Annotated in this window: 18 protein-coding genes; 12 read left to right on the forward strand and 6 right to left on the reverse strand. The window is 66.4% G+C overall.

Features of this window, described 5'->3' with window-relative positions; translation table 11 throughout:
- Positions 1–3: 3 nt before the first annotated feature.
- Complete coding sequence (locus tag CBI38_RS07435; protein WP_109327693.1) at positions 4–1,260, reverse strand: NAD(P)/FAD-dependent oxidoreductase; 1,257 nt, start codon at positions 1,258–1,260, stop codon at positions 4–6.
- Positions 1,261–1,356: 96 nt separating this feature from the next.
- Entirely contained in the window at positions 1,357–2,520 is a 1,164-nt protein-coding gene (locus CBI38_RS07440; RefSeq protein WP_109327695.1) for a PucR family transcriptional regulator, read from the reverse strand.
- A 181-nt stretch (positions 2,521–2,701) separates the two neighbouring features.
- Here CBI38_RS07440 and CBI38_RS07445 point away from each other — a divergent pair, with 181 nt between their 5' ends.
- From CBI38_RS07445 to groL, 6 genes are all read left to right on the forward strand, one after another.
- Positions 2,702–3,082, forward strand: a complete 381-nt coding sequence (locus tag CBI38_RS07445; RefSeq protein WP_109327697.1) for a YtxH domain-containing protein — start codon at positions 2,702–2,704, stop codon at positions 3,080–3,082.
- 131 nt (positions 3,083–3,213) lie between these two features.
- A complete protein-coding gene (locus CBI38_RS07450; RefSeq protein WP_204164885.1) occupies positions 3,214–4,215 on the forward strand; it encodes a zinc-binding alcohol dehydrogenase family protein in 1,002 nt (333 codons plus the stop codon).
- A gap of 11 nt (positions 4,216–4,226) precedes the next feature.
- Positions 4,227–5,129, forward strand: a complete 903-nt coding sequence (locus CBI38_RS07455) for a universal stress protein (protein ID WP_109327701.1) — start codon at positions 4,227–4,229, stop codon at positions 5,127–5,129.
- Between the two features lie 10 nt (positions 5,130–5,139).
- Positions 5,140–5,919, forward strand: a complete 780-nt coding sequence (locus CBI38_RS07460) for an HAD-IIA family hydrolase (protein WP_109327703.1) — start codon at positions 5,140–5,142, stop codon at positions 5,917–5,919.
- Positions 5,920–6,000: 81 nt separating this feature from the next.
- On the forward strand, positions 6,001–6,555 hold the full coding sequence (locus tag CBI38_RS07465; RefSeq protein ID WP_109327705.1) for a DUF6764 family protein: 555 nt from the start codon (positions 6,001–6,003) through the stop codon (positions 6,553–6,555).
- Positions 6,556–6,783: 228 nt separating this feature from the next.
- Entirely contained in the window at positions 6,784–8,409 is a 1,626-nt protein-coding gene (groL, locus tag CBI38_RS07470; RefSeq protein ID WP_109327707.1) for a chaperonin GroEL, read from the forward strand.
- An 89-nt stretch (positions 8,410–8,498) separates the two neighbouring features.
- Here groL and CBI38_RS07475 read toward each other — a convergent pair whose 3' ends face one another.
- Positions 8,499–8,702, reverse strand: coding sequence for a PspC domain-containing protein (locus tag CBI38_RS07475; protein ID WP_109334920.1), 204 nt, complete (start codon positions 8,700–8,702; stop codon positions 8,499–8,501).
- Between the two features lie 150 nt (positions 8,703–8,852).
- Here CBI38_RS07475 and ppk2 point away from each other — a divergent pair, with 150 nt between their 5' ends.
- The 3 genes from ppk2 (at position 8,853) to CBI38_RS07490 (ending at position 12,092) form a co-directional block, all read left to right on the forward strand.
- Positions 8,853–9,782, forward strand: a complete 930-nt coding sequence (gene ppk2, locus CBI38_RS07480; protein ID WP_109327708.1) for a polyphosphate kinase 2 — start codon at positions 8,853–8,855, stop codon at positions 9,780–9,782.
- Positions 9,783–10,122: 340 nt separating this feature from the next.
- A complete protein-coding gene (locus CBI38_RS07485) occupies positions 10,123–11,163 on the forward strand; it encodes an alpha/beta hydrolase (protein ID WP_109327710.1) in 1,041 nt (346 codons plus the stop codon).
- A gap of 95 nt (positions 11,164–11,258) precedes the next feature.
- Positions 11,259–12,092, forward strand: coding sequence for an alpha/beta hydrolase family protein (locus CBI38_RS07490; protein WP_230990105.1), 834 nt, complete (start codon positions 11,259–11,261; stop codon positions 12,090–12,092).
- A 38-nt stretch (positions 12,093–12,130) separates the two neighbouring features.
- Here the strand turns inward: CBI38_RS07490 and CBI38_RS07495 are convergent, their stop codons facing one another.
- The gene (locus CBI38_RS07495) at positions 12,131–14,149 is read right to left on the reverse strand and encodes a prolyl oligopeptidase family serine peptidase (protein ID WP_109334922.1); all 2,019 of its coding nucleotides are present in this window, start codon (positions 14,147–14,149) and stop codon (positions 12,131–12,133) included.
- Positions 14,150–14,191: 42 nt separating this feature from the next.
- Here CBI38_RS07495 and CBI38_RS07500 point away from each other — a divergent pair, with 42 nt between their 5' ends.
- Together CBI38_RS07500 and lpdA are read left to right on the forward strand one after the other, a co-directional pair.
- On the forward strand, positions 14,192–15,175 hold the full coding sequence (locus CBI38_RS07500; RefSeq protein WP_204164886.1) for a dipeptidase: 984 nt from the start codon (positions 14,192–14,194) through the stop codon (positions 15,173–15,175).
- A gap of 49 nt (positions 15,176–15,224) precedes the next feature.
- Positions 15,225–16,628, forward strand: coding sequence for a dihydrolipoyl dehydrogenase (gene lpdA / locus CBI38_RS07505; RefSeq protein ID WP_109327712.1), 1,404 nt, complete (start codon positions 15,225–15,227; stop codon positions 16,626–16,628).
- Positions 16,629–16,689: 61 nt separating this feature from the next.
- On the opposite strand, the gene CBI38_RS07510 is transcribed toward lpdA, so the two are convergent.
- Positions 16,690–17,103: a winged helix-turn-helix transcriptional regulator gene (locus CBI38_RS07510; RefSeq protein ID WP_109334924.1), complete on the reverse strand. Its 414-nt coding sequence runs from the start codon at positions 17,101–17,103 to the stop codon at positions 16,690–16,692.
- Between the two features lie 117 nt (positions 17,104–17,220).
- On the opposite strand from CBI38_RS07510, the gene CBI38_RS07515 reads away from it, so the two are divergent.
- Complete coding sequence (locus tag CBI38_RS07515) at positions 17,221–18,078, forward strand: SDR family oxidoreductase (protein ID WP_109327714.1); 858 nt, start codon at positions 17,221–17,223, stop codon at positions 18,076–18,078.
- Between the two features lie 10 nt (positions 18,079–18,088).
- Here CBI38_RS07515 and atzF read toward each other — a convergent pair whose 3' ends face one another.
- A complete protein-coding gene (gene atzF / locus CBI38_RS07520) occupies positions 18,089–19,840 on the reverse strand; it encodes an allophanate hydrolase (RefSeq protein WP_109334925.1) in 1,752 nt (583 codons plus the stop codon).
- Positions 19,841–19,845 lie beyond the last annotated feature (5 nt).

A 19,845-nucleotide genomic window follows, 5' to 3' on the forward strand; every position in this document is an offset into this window, starting at 1 on the left:
GGCTCAGCGCAGAGGGTCGAAATGACGCAGCACCGCGGACGGTTCGCCCCCCGTCATCGACTGGGCCACCAGGCGGCCCGTGAGGGGGCCGAGCGCGATACCCCACATTCCGTGGCCGCCGGCAACGTGCACGCGAGGCGAGCGGGTGGCCCCGACGAGGGGCAGCCCGTCCGTGGTGCACGGCCGTGAACCCACCCATTCCTCCTGGCGGGCATTCCAGTCGATACCGGTGAACAGGGGTGTCGCGGCATCGATGATGGCCTGGACCCGTCGGGGATCGAGCGGTGCGTCGGGACTCCGGAATTCCATCATTCCGGCGACACGGAAGCGGTCGTGCAACGGGGTGCACGCCACCCGCTGAGTGGGGAAGTACACGGGATTCTTGGGCATCTGCTGTGGCTGGACGCTGAAACTGTAGCCACGGCCGGCCTGGACCAGTGCCCGGACGCCGAAGGGGCGTGCCAGTGTGCCCAGCCGGGCACCGTTCGCGATCACGACCGCATCGGCCGACACCGAATCTCCGCGGGCAGAGGCGAGCCGAACGTCGGACGCGCCACGGTCCTGGACCGCCGTGACGTCGAATCCGGAGACGATGTCGCCACCCCGCGCGCGGACGGCGTCGGCGAGAGAATGCACAAACCGCGGCGGATCGATGAAGCGCTGGTTCCGCAGGCGGAGACCGCAGTGCACGCCCTCCCCGAGACTCGGTTCGAGGGAGTGAATCTCGCCGGTATCGAGCCGGTCGTGCTCGACCTCGCCGCCGATCGCCTCCACGTGGCGGAACTCGTCGACGAGCACTTCCCGGTCCGCGTCCGAGGTGAACGCAGTGAGGAAGGGGTCGGCGAGGTGGGTGTGTTCGGCGACGCCGCCCTCGGCGAGTTGGTCGTAGGCGCCCAGGGAAATCCGGTTCACTTCGGCGTAGACCTTCATCGCCTCCTCCCATCTTGCGGGAGTGCAGTGCCGGGCGAAACCGACGAGGAAACGGAGGAGGCGGAGGTCGGTGGTGAACGGAACATACACGGGGGAGGAGGGATTCAGCATCGCGCGGAGGCCGTACTTCAGGACGGCGGGCTCCGGGAGCGGCAGGGTGAGGGCAGGAGCGAGCCACCCCGCATTTCCCCAGGAGGCATCGGCCGCAACACCTTCCCGGTCGACGACGGTGACGTGAACCCCACGCTCCTGTAGGAACCAGGCTGTGGACAGGCCGACGACGCCGGCTCCGACGATCGCGACATGCTCCGGGCGCGCAGTTGTGCTCATGTGTCCATCATCGATCGACGATCACGCGGGGGGAGTAGCCGTTCGGCCAGTGCCGGACCGTCCACGTTGTGCAATCGGCCAGGGTGGGTCCACCGCTCAGTGCTCGCGCAGTCCGCGCAGTTTCAAATGCAGCATCAGGACGAGGCGGGTGTCCGCGTCGGAGAGGTCCACGCCGCACGATTCGACGCAGCGCCGGAGCCGGTTGCGCAGGGTGTTGGGGTGGACGTGGAGGGCTGCGGCGGCGTCGGCCACGTCGCCGCCATGGTCCAGGAACGCGCGTGCCGTGGCCACGAGGTCGGTTCCGTGCTGCTCGTCGTGCGCAAGGAGGGCGGCCAGCGGCGTGAGCGTGCCCAACCCGTCGAAGATGTCGGCCACGCGCAGCGCGAGGACCGACGCCAGCGTGTCGCGCATGGTTCCGACCACACCGCCACGGGAGGCGTGTTGCAGCGCCGCGAGTATCCGGTCGGCGTCACCGCGCGACAGATGCGCCTGTCCTGCCGTGTCGACCCCCCGCCCGACCGCGACGACGAAGGCATGTCCACTGCGCGCACGTCCGAGGAAGTTCTCGGCGAGACGGCGAACCTCCTTCTCCCCGGCGGCGATCACCACATAAATGGTGTCGTCGAGTTGGGCTGCGACGGATTCGACGGCCAGCGTGTCCAGGTAGAGACCGAGGGAGGCCAGGAGTCCGGACGGCAGCGACGACCCGAGCGTGACCGGGGCCGCCGCGGCAACCGTCAGCGGACCGCTCCACCGCAGGTCGTCGGCGGCCCGGAAGGCGGGCTCGCCGCCGGTCAGGAGGGCACGGACCCGGTCGACCTGCAATCGTCGTGTGACATCGACCCGTTCGCGTTGCGCGGCGATATGTTCGGCCACGACCGGTACGGCGGACCGGAGGATCGCTTCCTGTTCCGGCGTCGGAGAAGCGGTGACGGCCGCCCAGATGGACCCCACCGGGCGACCGCCGTCACGTACCGCGATCGCCGCCCGCGGTCGCATGTCGGGAACGTGTAGATCGACATAGATGACGTCGGTGTCGTGGTGTAGGCGTTCGAACACACCGGCCTCGGTGAGCAACTGCCGGTACCGTCCCGGCACCTGCCGGCCCAGGATGGTCCCGATCCGCGCTTCGTCCACCGCCTGCTCACCACTCGAATACGCGAGCACCGTCGAGTTCTCGTCCTCGATCGTGATCGGGGCGCCGATCAGCTCGGCCAGAGACCCCGCAACCGTGAACAGGTCTTCACCGCGCAGGTCCATGCTCGGAGCCTAGTTGGCCGGGACCGACTCGAATGCTTCCGACGGGAGGTGTTTCATCCGGCTCGCCGAAGGCCGTCCGTCGTGGAGGAAGTTTGGGCTCGGGCGCTGAGGGCATAGCTGTGTAGCAGGGCATTCCGACGGTGATTCGTACACGTTTGTCGCACAACAGTCAGGAGAGGTCATGGAGAGAGCGTTAATTTTTGCAGCGGGGGCGGCCGTGGGTTTCGTCCTGGGCACCCGGTCCGGCAGGCAAACCTACGAGAAGATGAGGGATCAATCCCTCGAAGTCTGGCACAACCCCACTGTGCAGGAGAAGGTGAGCGGCGCGACCGAGGTGGTGAAGGAGAAGGCCCCGCACGTGCAGCACAAGGTCGGTGAGCTGGCGAAGAAGGCCACCCACCGCGACACCGACACCAGCACGGCCACCGCGCCCACCACCGGTGCGCCGCCCGTCGAAGCCACGGCTACCACTCCCACGCCGGCTCCCACTCCCACGCCGGCGCCCACGGACTCGCCCGTTTCTCCGCCGGCGGGGGGCAGGCATACGCAGAGCCCCGGCTGACCGGGTCGGATGCGGCAGTAGGTAACCATCCCGGCGCGGCGTGCGGTCGCGACACTGCGGATGTCGTGGCGTCGGCGCCGCGCCGCGGGCATCCTGTGAGTATGGCGGCGACGCGACGCGGAATCCGGACGATGGGTGCGTGGCGCGCCGTCAGCCCCGGACCGATTGCGGGCACTCCGCTGCAGTGGGACATCGAAGCGCTCCCCGAGCCCGAGCCGGGTGAATTGCTGGTCAAGGTACTGGCCTGTGGGGTGTGCCGAACCGACCTACATATCGCCGAGGGTGATCTTCCCGTGCACCGACCGCGGGTCGTTCCCGGTCACGAAGTGGTGGGCGAGGTTGTCGCAGTGGGCGACTCCGTCTCCGCGGCCTGTGCCGCCGGAGATCGCGTCGGTGTCGCCTGGCTGCGCCACACCTGTGGTCGGTGCCCGGCGTGCGGTCGCGGCCTCGAGAATCTCTGCCGGCAGTCGCGCTACACGGGGTGGGACGCGGACGGTGGATACGCGGAATTCACGACGGTGCCCGCCGACTACGCGCTGCAACTCCCGGACGGGTATCCGGACGACGAGCTCGCGCCACTCCTGTGCGCCGGGATCATCGGTTACCGGGCCCTGATACGGGCCGAGGTGCCGGACGGCGGCGCCTTGGGCATCTACGGCTTCGGGGGCAGCGCCCACCTCACCGCCCAGGTTGCGCTCGCCCGCGGTGTCCGCGTGCACGTCATGACGCGAGGCGCGCAGGCACGGGCACTTGCCGAGGAACTCGGCGCGGCGTCGGTGCAAGGGGTGCGCGACACCCCACCGGAACCGCTCGACTCGGCGATCCTGTTCGCACCCGCCGGAGACTTGGTGCCCACGGCGTTGGAGGCGCTCGCCGACGGTGGCACGCTCGCCGTCGCGGGCATCCATCTGACAGACATTCCGCGGCTCGACTACCAGAAGCATCTGTTCCGGGAGCGGCAGGTCCGCAGCGTCACCGCCAACACCCGGGCAGATTCAGTCGCGTTCCTCCGATTCGCGGCGGACCATCGATTGAGGGTCGACACCCATCCCTATCCGCTCGACCACGCAGATCGGGCGCTGCGCGATCTGGCCGACGGAAAGTTCAGCGGTGCAGCAGTTCTCGAACCATAGAGGAGAGGGATATGAGCGAATACGCGGGCCCACCGGTGGTGGTCGGTGTCGACGGATCACGGCCTGCTCTCGATGCGGCACGCTGGGCCGCGGCGACGGCAGTCCGGCTCGGTGCCCCGCTGCTGCTCGCGCATACCTACCCGGACGGGGCGACGTTCTACAACGGCACCGCAATGATGATCGACGCGCAGTTCATCCAGGAACTTCGTGAAGACGGAAACGCGATGCTGGACACCGCCCGCACGGCCGTGCTGGACGAGCACCCCGGATTTCCTGTCGAGACAGACCTGCGGACCGGGACCGCAGCCGCCCACCTGATCGAGTTGTCACGCGCCGCCCGGATGGTGGTTCTCGGCGCGCAGGGTGCGGGTGCCATCACGGATTACCTGCTCGGTTCGACGGTGCTGCGCACGATCAACTCCGCACAGTGCCCGGTCGCCGTGTTCCGGGGTGCCCGCGAAGCCCCGTCACCGGACCTGCGCCCGATCGTCGTCGGTGTGGACGGCAGTGGCGTCAGCGAACTCGCCGTCCGCCAAGCGTTCGCCCTCGCCTCGGCGTTCGGCGTCGGACTCGAGGTCGTGCACGCCTGGAGCAGCGAGCGGCGGCACGGGCTCGCACACGCGTCGAAATACGTGGACTGGGCGGCGTACGAAGAAGCGGAGCGGGCCGTCGTTTCCGACTGCCTCGCCACCTGGGCCGAGGACTACCCCGACGTGCAGGCGACTGGGACAACCACCGAGGGCGCACCCGCCGATGTCCTGATCCGGCACGCCTCTGCCGCGCAATTGCTCGTGGTCGGCAGCCACGGCCGGGGCAAGGTGCTCGGTGCCCTGCTCGGATCGGTCAGCCAGAATGTCGTGCACCATGCTCCCTGCCCCGTTGTGGTCTGTCACGCTCAGCGGTCGCCCGGATAGGCTCGACCCCATGACTGCGGTCGAAGGAATCCTGTTCGATATAGACGGAGTTCTGGTTACTTCTTGGCATCCCATCGACGGCGCGGCCGACGCCGTGCGCGAGGTGCGGGATCGGGGACTCGCGTGTGCGTATCTCACGAATACAACGTCGAGGACGTGTGACGAGATAGCGGGCGCGCTGCGGAACGCGGGTATCGACACCGAGCCCGGCGAGATCGTCACCGCCGCGCGCCTCACCGCCGAGTACCTCCGCACCACCTACCCGGGTGCGCGGGCCTGGGTGCTCAACAATGGTGACATCACGCCCGACCTCGCCGGCATCGAACTCGACGAGGACGATCCGCAGGTCGTCGTGCTCGGTGGCGCGGGCCCCGAGTTCACCCATCGTGCGCTCAGCCGGGTGGTGGAGTTGATGCTCGACGAGGTTCCCGTGGTGGCCATGCATCGGGGGACGACGTGGGCAACCCGCCACGGACTGTGCATCGACACCGGCGCCTACCTTCCGGGCCTGGAAGAAATTGCCGGAACGAACGTCGTCTCGGTCGGCAAGCCCTCGCTGGCCGCCTTCCTCACCGCAACCGAGCTCATGGGAACCGACCCCGAAGCGGCCGTCATGGTCGGTGACGATCTGACGGGGGACGTCCTCGCCGCACAACGGGTAGGCCTGACCGGTGCGTTGGTGCGCACCGGCAAGTTCCGGCAGTCGATTCTCGACCTCGCTGTGCAGCGCCCCGACCACGTCATCGATTCGGTCGCTCAGCTCCCTGAGCTGCTCGACGGACTCGCCTGAAACACGGTCCGGGACTAACCGGCTCGGAGCGGGTAGTCTCGCGGCGAATCCTCCAATTAGACGTTCCCAGAAGGAGCTTCCATGCTCGCTGTCTCCATGCCCGCCACCTCCACCGCCTCGGCCACTAGTACCCGCATCTCCTCTTTGTTCGGCCGCCGGCTGGCGCGTGCGGGAGCGGCGATGGTCGTCGGTCTGGGTGTCGCGGCGGGACTCTCGGTGGCCGGTGCCGGTGTCGCCGGTGCCGCCCCCGTCACCTGTGTCTCCCCGCCGTCCGTCAACGACATCCAGGTGTCGGACACGGCGAGCTGTGGTGCCAAGGCGACCGAGGCCGGTGTCGCACGGGCGACGGCGATGGAGAGCGGGACCGCGGTGAGCGTCGCCAACGGGCACGGCTCCACCACCACCTATGCCAACGGGTTCGGAACGTCTCTGGGCGCGTCGACGGGTTCGGGTCAGGCGTATGCCGTGTCGCTGGGCGGCGGCATCGCGCGGTCCGGGGCGGCTGACGGCACCACCACCGTGGCGATCGCCGGTTGGGGGTCGGGCGCGACCTCCGACGCGAACGGCGTCGACTGCGTCGGTGCCCTGTCGCTCGCGTTCAACCTCAACACGGGCCAGGTCTGCGCCATGCGCTGATCCTCTGACCCGGCGGTCTCGTCCCGACCTTGCACTCACCCTGGTCGAGTGCTAGAAATGCACTTGGCACTCGCGACACGTGAGTGCCAGGTCGGGATGGTGAGACCGGGAACCTAGACACCCCTGGTCGTCCGTCGCGGGCACTGACCCCGGCCCAAGGCGTAAATGGGGCGACCCGGCAAGCGGCCGTCCTGTGTGTCACCCCCCAATCCGGAGGATCACTTCGCAATGGCCAAGATCATCGCGTTCGACGAAGAGGCCCGTCGCGGCCTCGAGCGAGGACTCAACGCCCTCGCCGACGCAGTCAAGGTGACGTTGGGCCCCAAGGGTCGCAACGTCGTGCTCGAGAAGAAGTGGGGAGCTCCCACGATCACCAACGACGGCGTTTCCATCGCCAAGGAGATCGAGCTCGAGGACCCCTACGAGAAGATCGGTGCCGAGCTGGTCAAGGAGGTCGCCAAGAAGACGGACGACGTCGCCGGCGACGGAACCACCACCGCAACCGTGCTCGCTCAGGCTCTCGTGCGTGAGGGCCTCCGCAACGTTGCTGCCGGCGCCAACCCGCTCGGCCTCAAGCGCGGCATCGAGAAGGCCGTCGAGGCCGTCACCGCGCGTCTGCTCGAGACCGCCAAGGAGATCGACACCAAGGAGCAGATCGCTGCTACCGCTGGTATCTCCGCCGGCGACCCGTCCATCGGTGAGCTCATCGCCGAGGCCATGGACAAGGTCGGCAAGGAAGGCGTCATCACGGTCGAGGAGTCCAACACCTTCGGCCTGCAGCTCGAGCTCACCGAGGGCATGCGTTTCGACAAGGGCTACATCTCGGCGTACTTCGCCACCGATGCAGAGCGTCAGGAAGCCGTCCTCGAGGACGCGTACATCCTGCTCGTGAGCTCCAAGATCTCCACCGTCAAGGACCTGCTGCCGCTGCTGGAGAAGGTCATCCAGTCGGGCAAGCCGCTGGTCATCATCGCGGAGGACGTCGAGGGCGAAGCCCTGTCCACCCTGGTGGTCAACAAGATTCGTGGCACCTTCAAGTCCGTGGCCGTCAAGGCCCCCGGATTCGGTGACCGCCGCAAGGCGCAGCTCGCCGACATCGCCATCCTCACCGGTGGCGAGGTCATCAGCGAAGAGGTCGGCCTCTCCCTGGAGACCGCCGGACTCGAGCTCCTCGGTCAGGCCCGCAAGGTCGTCATCACCAAGGACGAGACCACCATCGTCGAGGGTGCCGGCGATTCCGACGCCATCGCCGGTCGCGTGAGCCAGATCCGCGCCGAGATCGAGAACAGCGACAGCGACTACGACCGCGAGAAGCTGCAGGAGCGCCTGGCCAAGCTGGCCGGTGGCGTTGCAGTCATCAAGGCCGGTGCCGCCACCGAGGTCGAGCTCAAGGAGCGCAAGCACCGCATCGAAGATGCCGTGCGTAACGCCAAGGCTGCCGTCGAAGAGGGCATCGTTGCCGGTGGTGGCGTGGCCCTGCTGCAGTCGGCCCCCGCGCTCGACGACCTCAAGCTCGAAGGTGACGAGGCCACCGGTGCGAACATCGTTCGCGTCGCCCTCGAAGCTCCGCTGAAGCAGATCGCCTTCAACGCCGGCCTCGAGCCCGGCGTCGTCGCCGAGAAGGTCCGCAACCTGCCCGCAGGTCACGGCCTCAACGCTGCGAACAACGAGTACGGCGACCTGCTCGAAGCAGGCATCAACGACCCGGTCAAGGTCACCCGCTCCGCGCTGCAGAACGCAGCGTCGATCGCGGCTCTGTTCCTCACCACCGAGGCCGTCGTCGCCGACAAGCCGGAGAAGGCCGGAGCGCCCGCGGGCGACCCGACCGGCGGCATGGGCGGCATGGACTTCTGAGTCCGTACCACCCCGTTCCACCCGAACACCCCGAAGGCCCGGGACTCCCGCAAGGGAGTTCCGGGCCTTCGGCCTTCGGCCCCGTGCTACTACTTGGCGGGCATCAGCATCCACGCTGCCAGGTAGACGAGAGCCGCGGTGCCGCCGGTGACGAGTGTGGCGACGACGGCCAGGAGTCGGACGAGGTTGACGTCGGCACCGAAGTATTCGGCGATGCCGCCGCAGACGCCGGCGAGCATTTTCTGGTTGTCGGAGCGGGTGAACTGGCGAGGAGTATTGCTGTCGAATGTCATGCGTCCAGTCTGCTCAGTCCGCTGGTAGTGCACATCGGGATGTACCCCGATCTCCACCCTGGTCTTTCACCCCGACATCGTGCTGAGAGCGCGTTTCCCGTTCACGCCCGGGTCACTTCGAGGACGCCTCACGCCGCTAGATTCCGCCCCATGACCGACATCGACGAACGCCCCGGCTTCCTCAGCGCGTACGCGGATCTGGCTACTGCCGTCGACCTCCGCGACACCTCCGCGTTCAGGGTCGACGACGAGGACGACGATGATCCCGTGCTCGTCACGCTCACCGACGGTCTGATCGTCGATACCTGGCGGGAGGGCTATCCGTACGAGGAGCGGATGCCCCGCGACGAATACGAAGTTGCCAAGCGGTTGCTCCAGATCGAACTGCTGAAGTTCCAGAACTGGGTGAAGGAAAGCGGACGCCGTCACGTCATCGTGTTCGAGGGACGCGACGCCGCCGGCAAGGGTGGCACCATCAAACGGTTCATGGAACACCTCAATCCGCGCGGTGCGCGTGTCGTGGCACTCGAGAAGCCGTCGGTGCGTGAGTCGACCCAGTGGTACTTCCAGCGTTACGTCCAGCATCTCCCTGCGGCCGGTGAGATCGTGTTGTTCGACCGGTCGTGGTACAACCGCGCCGGCGTCGAACGCGTCATGGGCTTCTGCAGCGCAGACGAATACGACAGGTTCCTGCATCAGACGCCGCTCTTCGAACGCATGCTCGTCGACGACGGTGTCAGCCTCACCAAGCTGTGGTTTTCTGTCTCGCCACTCGAGCAGCGGACCCGGTTTGCCATCCGTCAGGTCGATCCGGTTCGCCAGTGGAAATTGTCCTCGATGGACATTGCCTCACTGGATAAATGGGGCGCCTATACCGCGGCCAAGGAAGATATGTTTCGCTTCACGGACACCGATATTGCTCCGTGGACGGTAGTCAAGAGCAATGACAAGAAAAGAGCGCGCATCAATGCGATGAAGTATGTTCTGTCGCTGTTCGATTACGGGAACAAGGACTTCGAAGTGGTGGGGACGGTAGATCCGCTGGTCGTGGGCCGTGCCAGCCAGGTAATTGGCGAATAACCGGATGATCTTTCTTCCGAACGCCAGGTAACTATTCGAGATATGTCCGCGAAATTTCTTTGGTCTTCGCCTTCGGTCGGGTACAAAGAGTGAAGCGCCGACCCATGGCGCAGATCGAAAACCAACACAGTCGATCGGGAGAGAAAAATATGTCCACTCAAATCCTTGGCCTGCTCGATATACTCACCGGACTTCTCGACTTGCTGACGGGGTCATCCGAGGCGTAGACAGCGCGTCTCCACCAACATCCAGTTGAGAACTGGAGCCCACATGACACACTGTGGGCTCCAGTTCTCGTCTCTTCGGAGTCGGGCAGGCGGCTTCGCAGCAAAGGAGAATAATGGGCAACCGCACGGCAGCGGGTAGGTACGGGGTTCGGCTGGCACTCGCGCTCGCTCTCGCAGCGGCTCTTCCGTGGGCGGGGGCGCAGGCCGTGTCCGCAGACCCGGTGGATGACGCGACCGTCGTCGACGGCAGCTCGAGACTCCTGCGCACCGAGAAGATCGACGACCGGCAGTTGACGATGCACGTCTACTCGGCGTCGATGGACCGCGACATTCCGCTTCGGGTGATCACGCCCGCGGACACCAGCGCTCCGAGGCCCACGCTGTACCTGCTCAACGGCGCGGGCGGCGGTGAAGACTCCGCGACCTGGCAGGCGAAGACCGACGTGGTCGACTTCTTCGCCGACAAGAACGTCAACGTCGTCACGCCGATGCAGGGCGCCTTCAGTTACTACACGGACTGGCGGCAGGAAGATCCCGAACTGGGCAACAACAAGTGGACGACGTTCCTCACCCAGGAACTCCCTCCCATCGTCGACGCCGAGCTGGGCACCAACGGTGTCAACTCGATCGCCGGCATCTCCATGGCCGGCAGTTCCGTCCTGAGCCTCGCGCAGTCGGCACCCGAGCTGTACGAGAGTGTCGGCGCCTACAGCGGTTGTGCGATGACCAGCACCGACCCTGGTCGCACGTATGTCCGGATGGTCGTCGAATCCCGCGGCGGCGGCGACACCAGCAACATGTGGGGCCCCGTGGACGACCCGGCCTGGACGGCCAACGATCCGTACCTCAATGCGGAAAAGCTGCGCGGCCTCGACATCTACGTCAGCAACGGTTCCGGCATTCCGGGTCCGAACGATCGCCTCGACGGTCCGGGGATCAACGGGAACGTCGAGACGTTCGCCAACCAGATCATCCTCGGCGGTGCCATCGAGGCGGCGACCAACCAGTGCACCCGCGCGCTGGCGGACAAGCTGAACGAGCTGCAGATTCCCGCCACCTTCGACTTCCGTCCCGTCGGCACCCACTCGTGGCCGTACTGGCAGGAGGACCTCCACAAGTCGTGGCCGCTCCTGGCGTCGTCGATCGGCCTGTAGCCACCGGCCCGGACACCACCGTCCTCGCGCACTGACTTCGCCTCGACCCCTGCGGATCGCGAATCCGCGGGGGTCGAGCCGTCTAGTCTGGCGGAGTGGAGACAGTACCGATCCAGATGCCCGACGGAACGACCACTCCGGTTCGCCTGTTCGCCGGGCGGGACGAGGCACCCGTGGTCGTGGTGTTTCCCGGCCTGGGAATTCCTGCCGGCTACTACGAGCCGTTCGCCGAGGAGCTGATGTCCCGCGGATTCAATGCTGCCATCGGCGAACTACGCGGACAGGGTGACAGCCGCCCCCGTCCGAGCAGTGCCAGCAGGTACGGCTACCACGAGCTGGTGTCGGTCGACTTTCCCGCCATCTTCGAGGTGGTGCGCGAACATTTCCCGGCTGCGACGCCGTTCCTGTTGGGGCACAGTATGGGTGGTCAGCTGGGGGTGATGTACGCGGCGCGGATTCGCGGCCGGCTCGGCGGAATCGTGCTCGTCGCGTCGGGGTCGCCATATCACCGGGGATTTCCCGGAATGCACTCGCCGCGAATGCTCGTCGGCGCGGCCGCAATGTCGATGACGGCCAATCTCGCCGGTTTCTGGCCGGGCGGCAGGCTCGACATCGGCGGGTTCGGCAGGCAGTCGAAGGTACTGATCTCCGACTGGTCCCGATTCGCGCGCACCGGGAAGATCGAACCCGACGGCGCCGACATCGACTACGAGGAACGGATCGGCAGATTGAAGCTGCCGGTCCTGTCGGTGACTATCGAGGGCGACGACCTCGCGCCGGGCCCTTCGGCGAAGAATCTCGTCGCCAAACTCCCACATGCCGACGTCACCATCTGGCACAACCCGCGACCGCAGGGTCACAACGGGTGGATCCGGGAGCCAGTCGACACGGTCGATCGGGTCGTCGACTGGATCCATGACCACACCTAGCCGTGAGTACTTATTAACAAGCGGTGGTTAAGAAGTACTCACGGGCGGGTGAGTGTGCGCCACAGGAACATGAACGTCAGCGCCGACTTGAACGCGGCCTGGGCGTTGTCCGCGGCCCCGCCGTGTCCACCTTCGATGTTCTCGTAGTACCAGACTTCGTGGCCCTGCTCCTCGAGGAGGGCGGTCATCTTGCGGGCATGGCCCGGATGGACCCGGTCGTCCCGCGTGGAGGTGGTCACCAGAATCGGTGGGTACTCGGCGGTGGCACTGGTTTTCTGGTACGGCGAGTACTCGCTGATGAACTTCCAGTCCTCGGGATCGTCGGGGTCGCCGTACTCGGCCATCCACGACGCCCCGGCCAGCAGCAGGTGGTACCGCTTCATGTCGAGGAGCGGTACCTGACACACGATCGCCCCGAAGAGTTCGGGGTAGCGGGTCAGCATGACGCCCATCAGGAGACCGCCGTTGCTTCCACCTTGAGCCGCGAGTTGCTTCGTGGTGGTGATGCCGCGCGCGACCAGGTCGCGCGCGACTGCGGCGAAGTCCTCGAACACTTTGTGACGGCCTTCGCGGACGGCCTGGGTGTGCCACGACGGGCCGTATTCACCGCCACCGCGAATGTTGGCGACGACGTACGCACCCCCGCGTTCGAGCCAGGCGAAGCCGACCGACCCGCTGTATCCCGGCACCATCGAGTTCTCGAACCCGCCGTATCCGTACAGGAGTGTGGGGCAGGGACCGTCGGCGTCGTCGCGGCGTACGACGAAGTACGGGATCTCCGTTCCGTCGTCCGAGGCGACGAAGTACTGGGACACCGAGATACCGTCGGCGTCGAAGAAGGAGGGCGCCTGCTTGACAGGTTCCAGCGGTCCGCCGACGGTGCCGTAGAAAAGAGTTGCGGGAGTGGTGAATCCACTGCTGTTGACGAAGAAATTGTCCCCGCTGCGCGCATCCGTGCTGATGACACCGCTGGCCGTGAGTTCGGGCACGCCGTCGAGCGGTTTCTCGTCCCAGCCGGTTTCGGTGGGCGTGAGTACCGACAATCTGGTCTGCACGTCCGAGAGGGTGACCAGAAGCAGGTGGTTGCGAGTCCACGTGCCCTGTTCCAGGGATGTGTGCTCGTCGGGTGTGAACAGCGGCGTCAATTCCCGCGAGCCGGCGAGATAGTCGGCGTAGTCGGTGACGAGCAGCGAACCCGCGGGATAGATGGTGCCGTCCACTTCCCAGTCGGTGCGCGGGCGGACGGTCAGCCAGTCGCGGTAGACGGACGTTCCGGCGTCGTCGGGCGTGTCGATGCGCAACAGCGAACCGTCCGGCAATAACTCGTACCGTTCGGAGTTGTAGAAGTCGATCGATCGGCCGACGAAGTGCCGCTCGTATCCGGGAGTGTCGTCGTAGGAGGCGCCCACCGACACGTCGGTGCTCTCGCCCTCGAACACGGTGACCGCCTCGGACAAGGGGGTACCGCGATGCCAGCGCTTCGCGATCCTCGGATAGCCGGAATCGGTCATCGAGCCGTCACCGAAGTCGGTGCCCACGTAGACGCTGTCCTCGTCGATCCAGCTGATGCTGGTCTTTGCTTCCGGGACGTCGAAAGGATTGTCTGTGACGAATTGCCGTGTGTCCAGGTCGAATTCGCGAACCACGGACGCGTCGGCACCGCCCCGCGAGAACGACAGCAACGCGCGGGTCTGTGCTGGGCGCAGGACGCTCGCCCCCGCCCACACCCAATTCTCACCCTCGCGCTCGGCGAGTTCGTCGACGTCGAGCAACACGTCCCACTGCGGGTCCTCGGAGCGGTATTCCGCCAGGGATGTGCGCCGCCAGATTCCGCGCTTGTGCTCGCCGTCGCGCCAGAAGTTGTACAGATAGTCACCGCGCAGGGCGACGTAGGGAATGCGCGCGTCGGTATCCAGCAAGTCCAGGATCCGGCCCTCGAGCGTGGAGAACTCCGAGTTCTCGGTGTACTCGCCGACGGTCCGCGCGTTGCGTTCCCGCACCCAGTCGAGAGACCGGTCAGCGGTGACATCTTCGAGCCAGAGATAGGGATCCGTCATGACGGCCATTGTTGCAGGAAGACCTCGGATAGCCTCGGCGGCGTGAGTACACCTGGGCCCTATCCGTTGTGGGAGCAGCACTGCTGCCTGCCGCTGACACCGTCGGCAACTATCGACGAGCTCCGCCGTTACCGTCGTCCGGCCGGCAGCTACGTGTCGGTGAACATCGGTTACTCCCCGCAGGACAAGGCGGCGTCGACGGCGATCGCCGAGAACTTTCGTGCCCAGGCCGGCGGTGACATCGAGTTGGTGACGCGGCTGGATGACGTCGACGCGGTACGCGGCGCCGGTGGTATCGCGCTCGCATTCGACCTCGAAGATTCGGCCCCGCTCAACGGCGACCTCGCCAATGTGGCCCACTTCCACCGACTGGGCACACGATCGTTGCTGCCCACGTATAACTATGCGAATGCCGCCGGGTGCGGTTGCCTCGACGCCGACGACACCGAGCTGACCGGCTACGGCCGCGACCTAGTGCGGGAGATGAATCGGGTGGGGATGACCGTGGACGGCTCCCACTGTTCGACACGTACCGGACTCGACCTTGCCGCAGTTACCGAGCGCCCCATGATCTACAGCCACTCCAACCTGCGGCGATTGTGGAATCACCCTCGCAACATCACCGACGATCAGGCCCGCGCCTGCGCGGACACGGGTGGCGTGATCGGGATCAACGGGGTCGGCATCTTTCTGGGGGTCAATGGGCCGGACGACCATGCTCGCCGGTTGTCGGCGATGGCCGACCACATCGAAGAGGCGGTCGATCTGGTGGGTCCCGCGCACGTCGGCATCGGCTCGGACTACTCGTTCGACGCCGCAGACTTCGTCGCCGAGGTCACGAACAATGCGGGCTCGTTCTCGGACGCGTATACGGCGTGGGGTCCGCTGCAGTGGGTACCGCCGGAGGATGTCCTGACTCTCGATCGCGTCCTGCGCAATCGGGGGTTCGACGAAACGTCCATCGAGGCCGTATACGGGGGAAATTTTGCCCGTGTCGCGGCGGCAGTCTGGGCTACTGGCGGGTAACACGACCGAGGTGAGACACCGAATCCGGACGGGACTACCCTGAACAACCGTGACCTCACACTATGACGTCGTTGTCCTCGGAGCCGGTCCCGGTGGGTACGTCGCTGCTATCCGCGCGGCACAGCTGGGATTGAGTACCGCCATCATCGAGCAGAAGTATTGGGGTGGTGTGTGCCTGAACGTGGGCTGCATCCCCTCGAAGGCTCTTCTCCGTAACGCCGAGCTTGCGCATCTCTTCACGAAAGAGGCCAAGCTGTTCGGCATCACCGGTGAAGCCTCCTTCGACTTCGGCGCCGCCTACGACCGCAGCCGCAAGGTCGCGGAGGGGCGCGTCAAGGGCATCCACTTCTTGATGAAGAAGAACAAGATTCCCGAGTACGACGGCAAGGGCACCTTCACCGACGCCAACACCATCGAGGTCGCACTGACCAAGGGTGGCACCGAGACGGTGACGTTCGACAACGCCATCATCGCGACCGGTTCGACCACCAAGTTGCTGCCGGGTACCTCGCTGAGCGAGAACGTCGTCACCTACGAAGAGCAGATCATGACCCGGGATCTGCCGGGATCGATCCTCATCGTCGGGGCCGGGGCGATCGGCATGGAGTTCGGGTACGTCCTGAAGAACTACGGCGTGGACGTCACCATCGTCGAGTTCCTCGACCGGGCGCTGCCCAACGAAGACGCGGACATCTCCAAGGAAATCGAGAAGCAGTACAAAAAGCTCGGCGTCAAGGTCAAGACCGGCGCGGCGGTGCAGAGCATCGACGACGACGGCAGCAAGGTCACCGTCTCGATCAAGGACAACAAGAGCGGCGAGATCGAGACCGTCGTGGTCGACAAGGTGATGCAGTCGGTCGGCTTCGCCCCCCGCGTGGAGGGCTTCGGCCTCGAGAAGACCGGTGTCCAGCTCACCGATCGCGGTGCCATCGGGATCACCGACACGATGCAGACGTCGGTGCCGCACATCTACGCGATCGGTGACGTGACGATGAAGCTGCAGCTCGCCCACGTGGCCGAGGCGCAGGGTGTCGTGGCGGCCGAGACCATCGCCGGCGCCGAGACGCTGCCGATCGACGACTACCGGATGATGCCGCGCGCCACGTTCTGCCAGCCGCAGGTGGCCAGCTTCGGTCTCACCGAGCAGCAGGCGAAGGACGAGGGCTACGACATCAAGGTGGCGAACTTCCCGTTCGCCGCCAACGGCAAGGCGCACGGCCTCGGTGACTCCACCGGCTTCGTCAAGCTCATCTCCGACACCAAGTACGGCGAGCTGCTCGGCGGCCACCTCATCGGCCCCGACGTCTCCGAGTTGCTGCCCGAGCTGACCCTCGCGCAGAAGTGGGATCTCACCGTCAACGAGCTGGCCCGCAACGTGCACACCCACCCCACCCTGAGCGAAGCCCTGCAGGAGGCCATCCACGGCCTCGCCGGACACATGATCAACTTCTGATCCACGACAGGAAACGAGGCCCGCACAGAAACTGTGCGGGCCTCGTTTCGTGTATGCGGGCCTAGTTCTGGTCGGTCCGGCGTTCGGCGTACTTCTGCTGCGCCGCCCAGACTTCGGGCATTCGCGACTCGACCAGTTCGATCAGGCCGACGAGACGCCCGGCGATCTCGGCACCGAGTGGTGTCAGGCTGTATTCCACCTTCGGGGGTATCGCCTCGAGTACGTCGCGGACCACGAGTCCGTCTCGTTCGAGCGCCTGGAGGGTCTGCGACAGCATGCGTTCACTGACTCCGTCGACACGTCGGCGTAGTGCGCTGAAGCGGTAGTTGCCCTCGGCCAACGCCGCGAGCGCGAGCACACCCCATCGGCCGGTGACGGTCTGCAGGGTTTCGCGAGAGGTGCACCCGCGGGCGAAGACGTCGGCTTCCAGGGTGGCGTCTGCGCCGGCGCGCGGTGTCTGTTCGAGCTCGGACATGCTCACCACTCTACCCCTCATCTGAGAAGTGCTTACCACTGCGCTTGCACTTACAAATAGTCAGTGCATAATGGAACATGCGCGCTTGAAACAACAACCCTCACGCTAGGAGTTCCCATGACCATCGCCGTCACCGGTGCAACAGGACATCTCGGCCGCCTCGCTGTCGAGGCTCTTCTCGACAAGGGCACCCCCGCCAGGGAGATCGTGGCGCTCGTTCGCACACCGGCCAAGGCCGCCGACCTGACCGACAAGGGCGTCGACGTCCGGCAAGCCGACTACAGCGACCGCGCCGCGCTCGACAAGGCGCTCGGTGGTGTCGACAAGCTGCTCCTCGTGTCGGGTTCCGACGTCGGGCAACGAGTAATTCAGCACGGCAACGTCATCGACGCGGCGAAGGCAGCCGGTGTCGGGTTCATTGCCTACACCAGCGTCCTCGATGCGCAGAAGAGCCCGCTCGGACTGGCTGCCGAGCACCGCGCCACCGAGGATCTGCTCGACGGGTCCGGGATCGACTTCGCCTTGCTGCGGAACGGCTGGTACTGGGAAAACTACCTGGGCGCTGTGGCAACGGCCCGGGAGGCGGGTTCCTTGTTCGGCAGCGCAGGAAACGGCATCATCGCCGGTGCCGCGCGCAAGGACTACGCCGAGGCGGCCGCCGCCGTCCTGGTCGCCGACGGGCAGGCGGGAGCGGTGTACGAGCTCGGTGGCGACGAGCGGCTGACGTACGAACAGCTGGCCGAGGCCTTCTCCGCGGTGGTCGGTAGCCCGGTGTCGTACAAGGACCTCCCGCAGGACGAGTACGCCGCCCTGCTCGAAGGCGCCGGCTTGCCGGCACCGGTGGCGCAGATGCTCGCCGATTCCGATGCGGGAGTAGCCACCGGCGCCCTCGACACGCAGAGCGGCGATCTGCAGAAGCTGATCGGCCGCCCGTCGACCCCGGTGGCCACCGTCCTCGCTGTGAGTACTTCTTAACCGCCCGCTGTTAAGAAGTACTCACGGGACGCGAAGCGGCAAGGTAGGCCACCCAACTACCGAATTCGGTGATGTCCGTGGCCCCGTCGACCGCGTCGTGGGTGCAGCTGAAGCCGACCACGGCGCGGCCGTCAGAAAGTTCGACACTCGTCAGTGCCATCGGCGCCGGAAGTGTCGCCAGGAATCGTCCCAATCCGGCGGGGGAGACTCGGAACAACTCTCCGACGATGGGTGCGCCCGCGCCGGGGCCCCGGCGCACCAGCCCGGGCTTGGGGGGTGTGGTGGCAAGTGCGGTGAGCCGGTATGCGTCGGTGGTGGTGACGGTGTCCACGAAACGGGCACTGAGGTCCTCGAGTTGGAAATGGAGAGGCTGCCCGCGCAGGTGGGCGCCGAATACGGCGAGCTCGACACCGTCCTCGACCAACGCCGGCGCGGGAACACCGGTGAGTCGGGCAGCGAGGTCGACGGCCACCTGATCGGCGAACCCGGGCACCACGAACATCACCCCGAACGGCTCACCCGCCGCCGTGGGCAAGCCGGGTACCGCGACGGCCGACATGTCGAGCAAATTGCAGAAGTTCGTGTATGTACCCATTCGCCGGTTGATGTCGATCGGGTCGGCCTGGACCGCGGCGATCGTCGGGTGCTCGGTGGTGGTCGGCAGGAGCAGCCCGTCGAATCCGGCGAGGAGATCCCGGGTCTGTGCCTTGACGCGAACGAGGGTGTCGAGGTCGGCCGCCAACTCGTGCCCTGCCGGCCGCCTCGCGGACCCGACAATGGCGGTCACCACCGGATCCGCCCCGGCGGGCGCCGTGTCGAGGAACCGCCCGACGGCGGTGTACCGTTCCGCGACGACCGCACCGTCGTAGAGCAGCCGGGCAGCGTCGAGCAGTGGGGAGATGTCTACCGTGTCGACGCGAAAGCCTTTGTCCGTCAGCAGCTGAACCGTGTCGTCGAATGCTCGCCGGTAGTCGGGGGCGAGCGCGGTGAGGTCCTCGTCGCGCGGGATGGCGACCCGTGGCTGCGCGGGTGCCGCCAACCTGACGTCGGCCGGCCAAGCCCGGCTGCGCGGGTCCCTCGACGCCGGCCCGGCCATGATCCGGGCTGCGGCGGCGGCGGTGTCGAGTTCGGTGGCGAACACGGTGACGCAGTCGTAGTCGACACAGGCGGGGACGACGCCGTCCGCGGGGATCACACCCAGCGTGGCCTTGATACCGACGAGACCGTTGAAGGCCGCAGGCACCCGACCTGATCCGGCGGTGTCCGTGCCTATCCCGATGTCGGCGATGCCGAGGGCCACGGCGACGGCCGAGCCGGAGCTCGAACCACCGGACACCCGCTCGGGGTCCCACGAGCAGCGCACCGCCCCATAGGGACTGCGCGTGCCCACCAGGCCGGTGGCGAATTGGTCGAGGTTCGTCTTCCCGAGGACGATGGCACCCTGATCGACCAGTCGGCGGACGGCGGTCGCGGTGCGGTCGGGCACGTAGGCGAACTCGGGACACCCCGCGGTGGTGGTCATTCCCGCGACATCGATGTTGTCCTTGACTGCCAGGATCTGCCCGGCCAGCGGGAGGTCCTCGCCTGCAGTGATTCTCGATTCGATGGCGGCCGCGTCGGCATAGACGTCCTCGGCGGGCCGAAGTGTGATCCAGATTTCCGGGCGGTCCACCGCGGCGATCCGCCGGAAGGCGTCGTCGACGCGTTCGGTGGGCGAGAGGGTAATTTTGGTGGGCCCCAGCTTGCTGGCATCGACACTCACGCTCA

Origin of the sequence: Rhodococcus oxybenzonivorans, from assembly GCF_003130705.1 — a bacterium.
In the GTDB taxonomy this organism is placed as follows: Bacteria; Actinomycetota; Actinomycetes; order Mycobacteriales; family Mycobacteriaceae; genus Rhodococcus_F; species Rhodococcus_F oxybenzonivorans.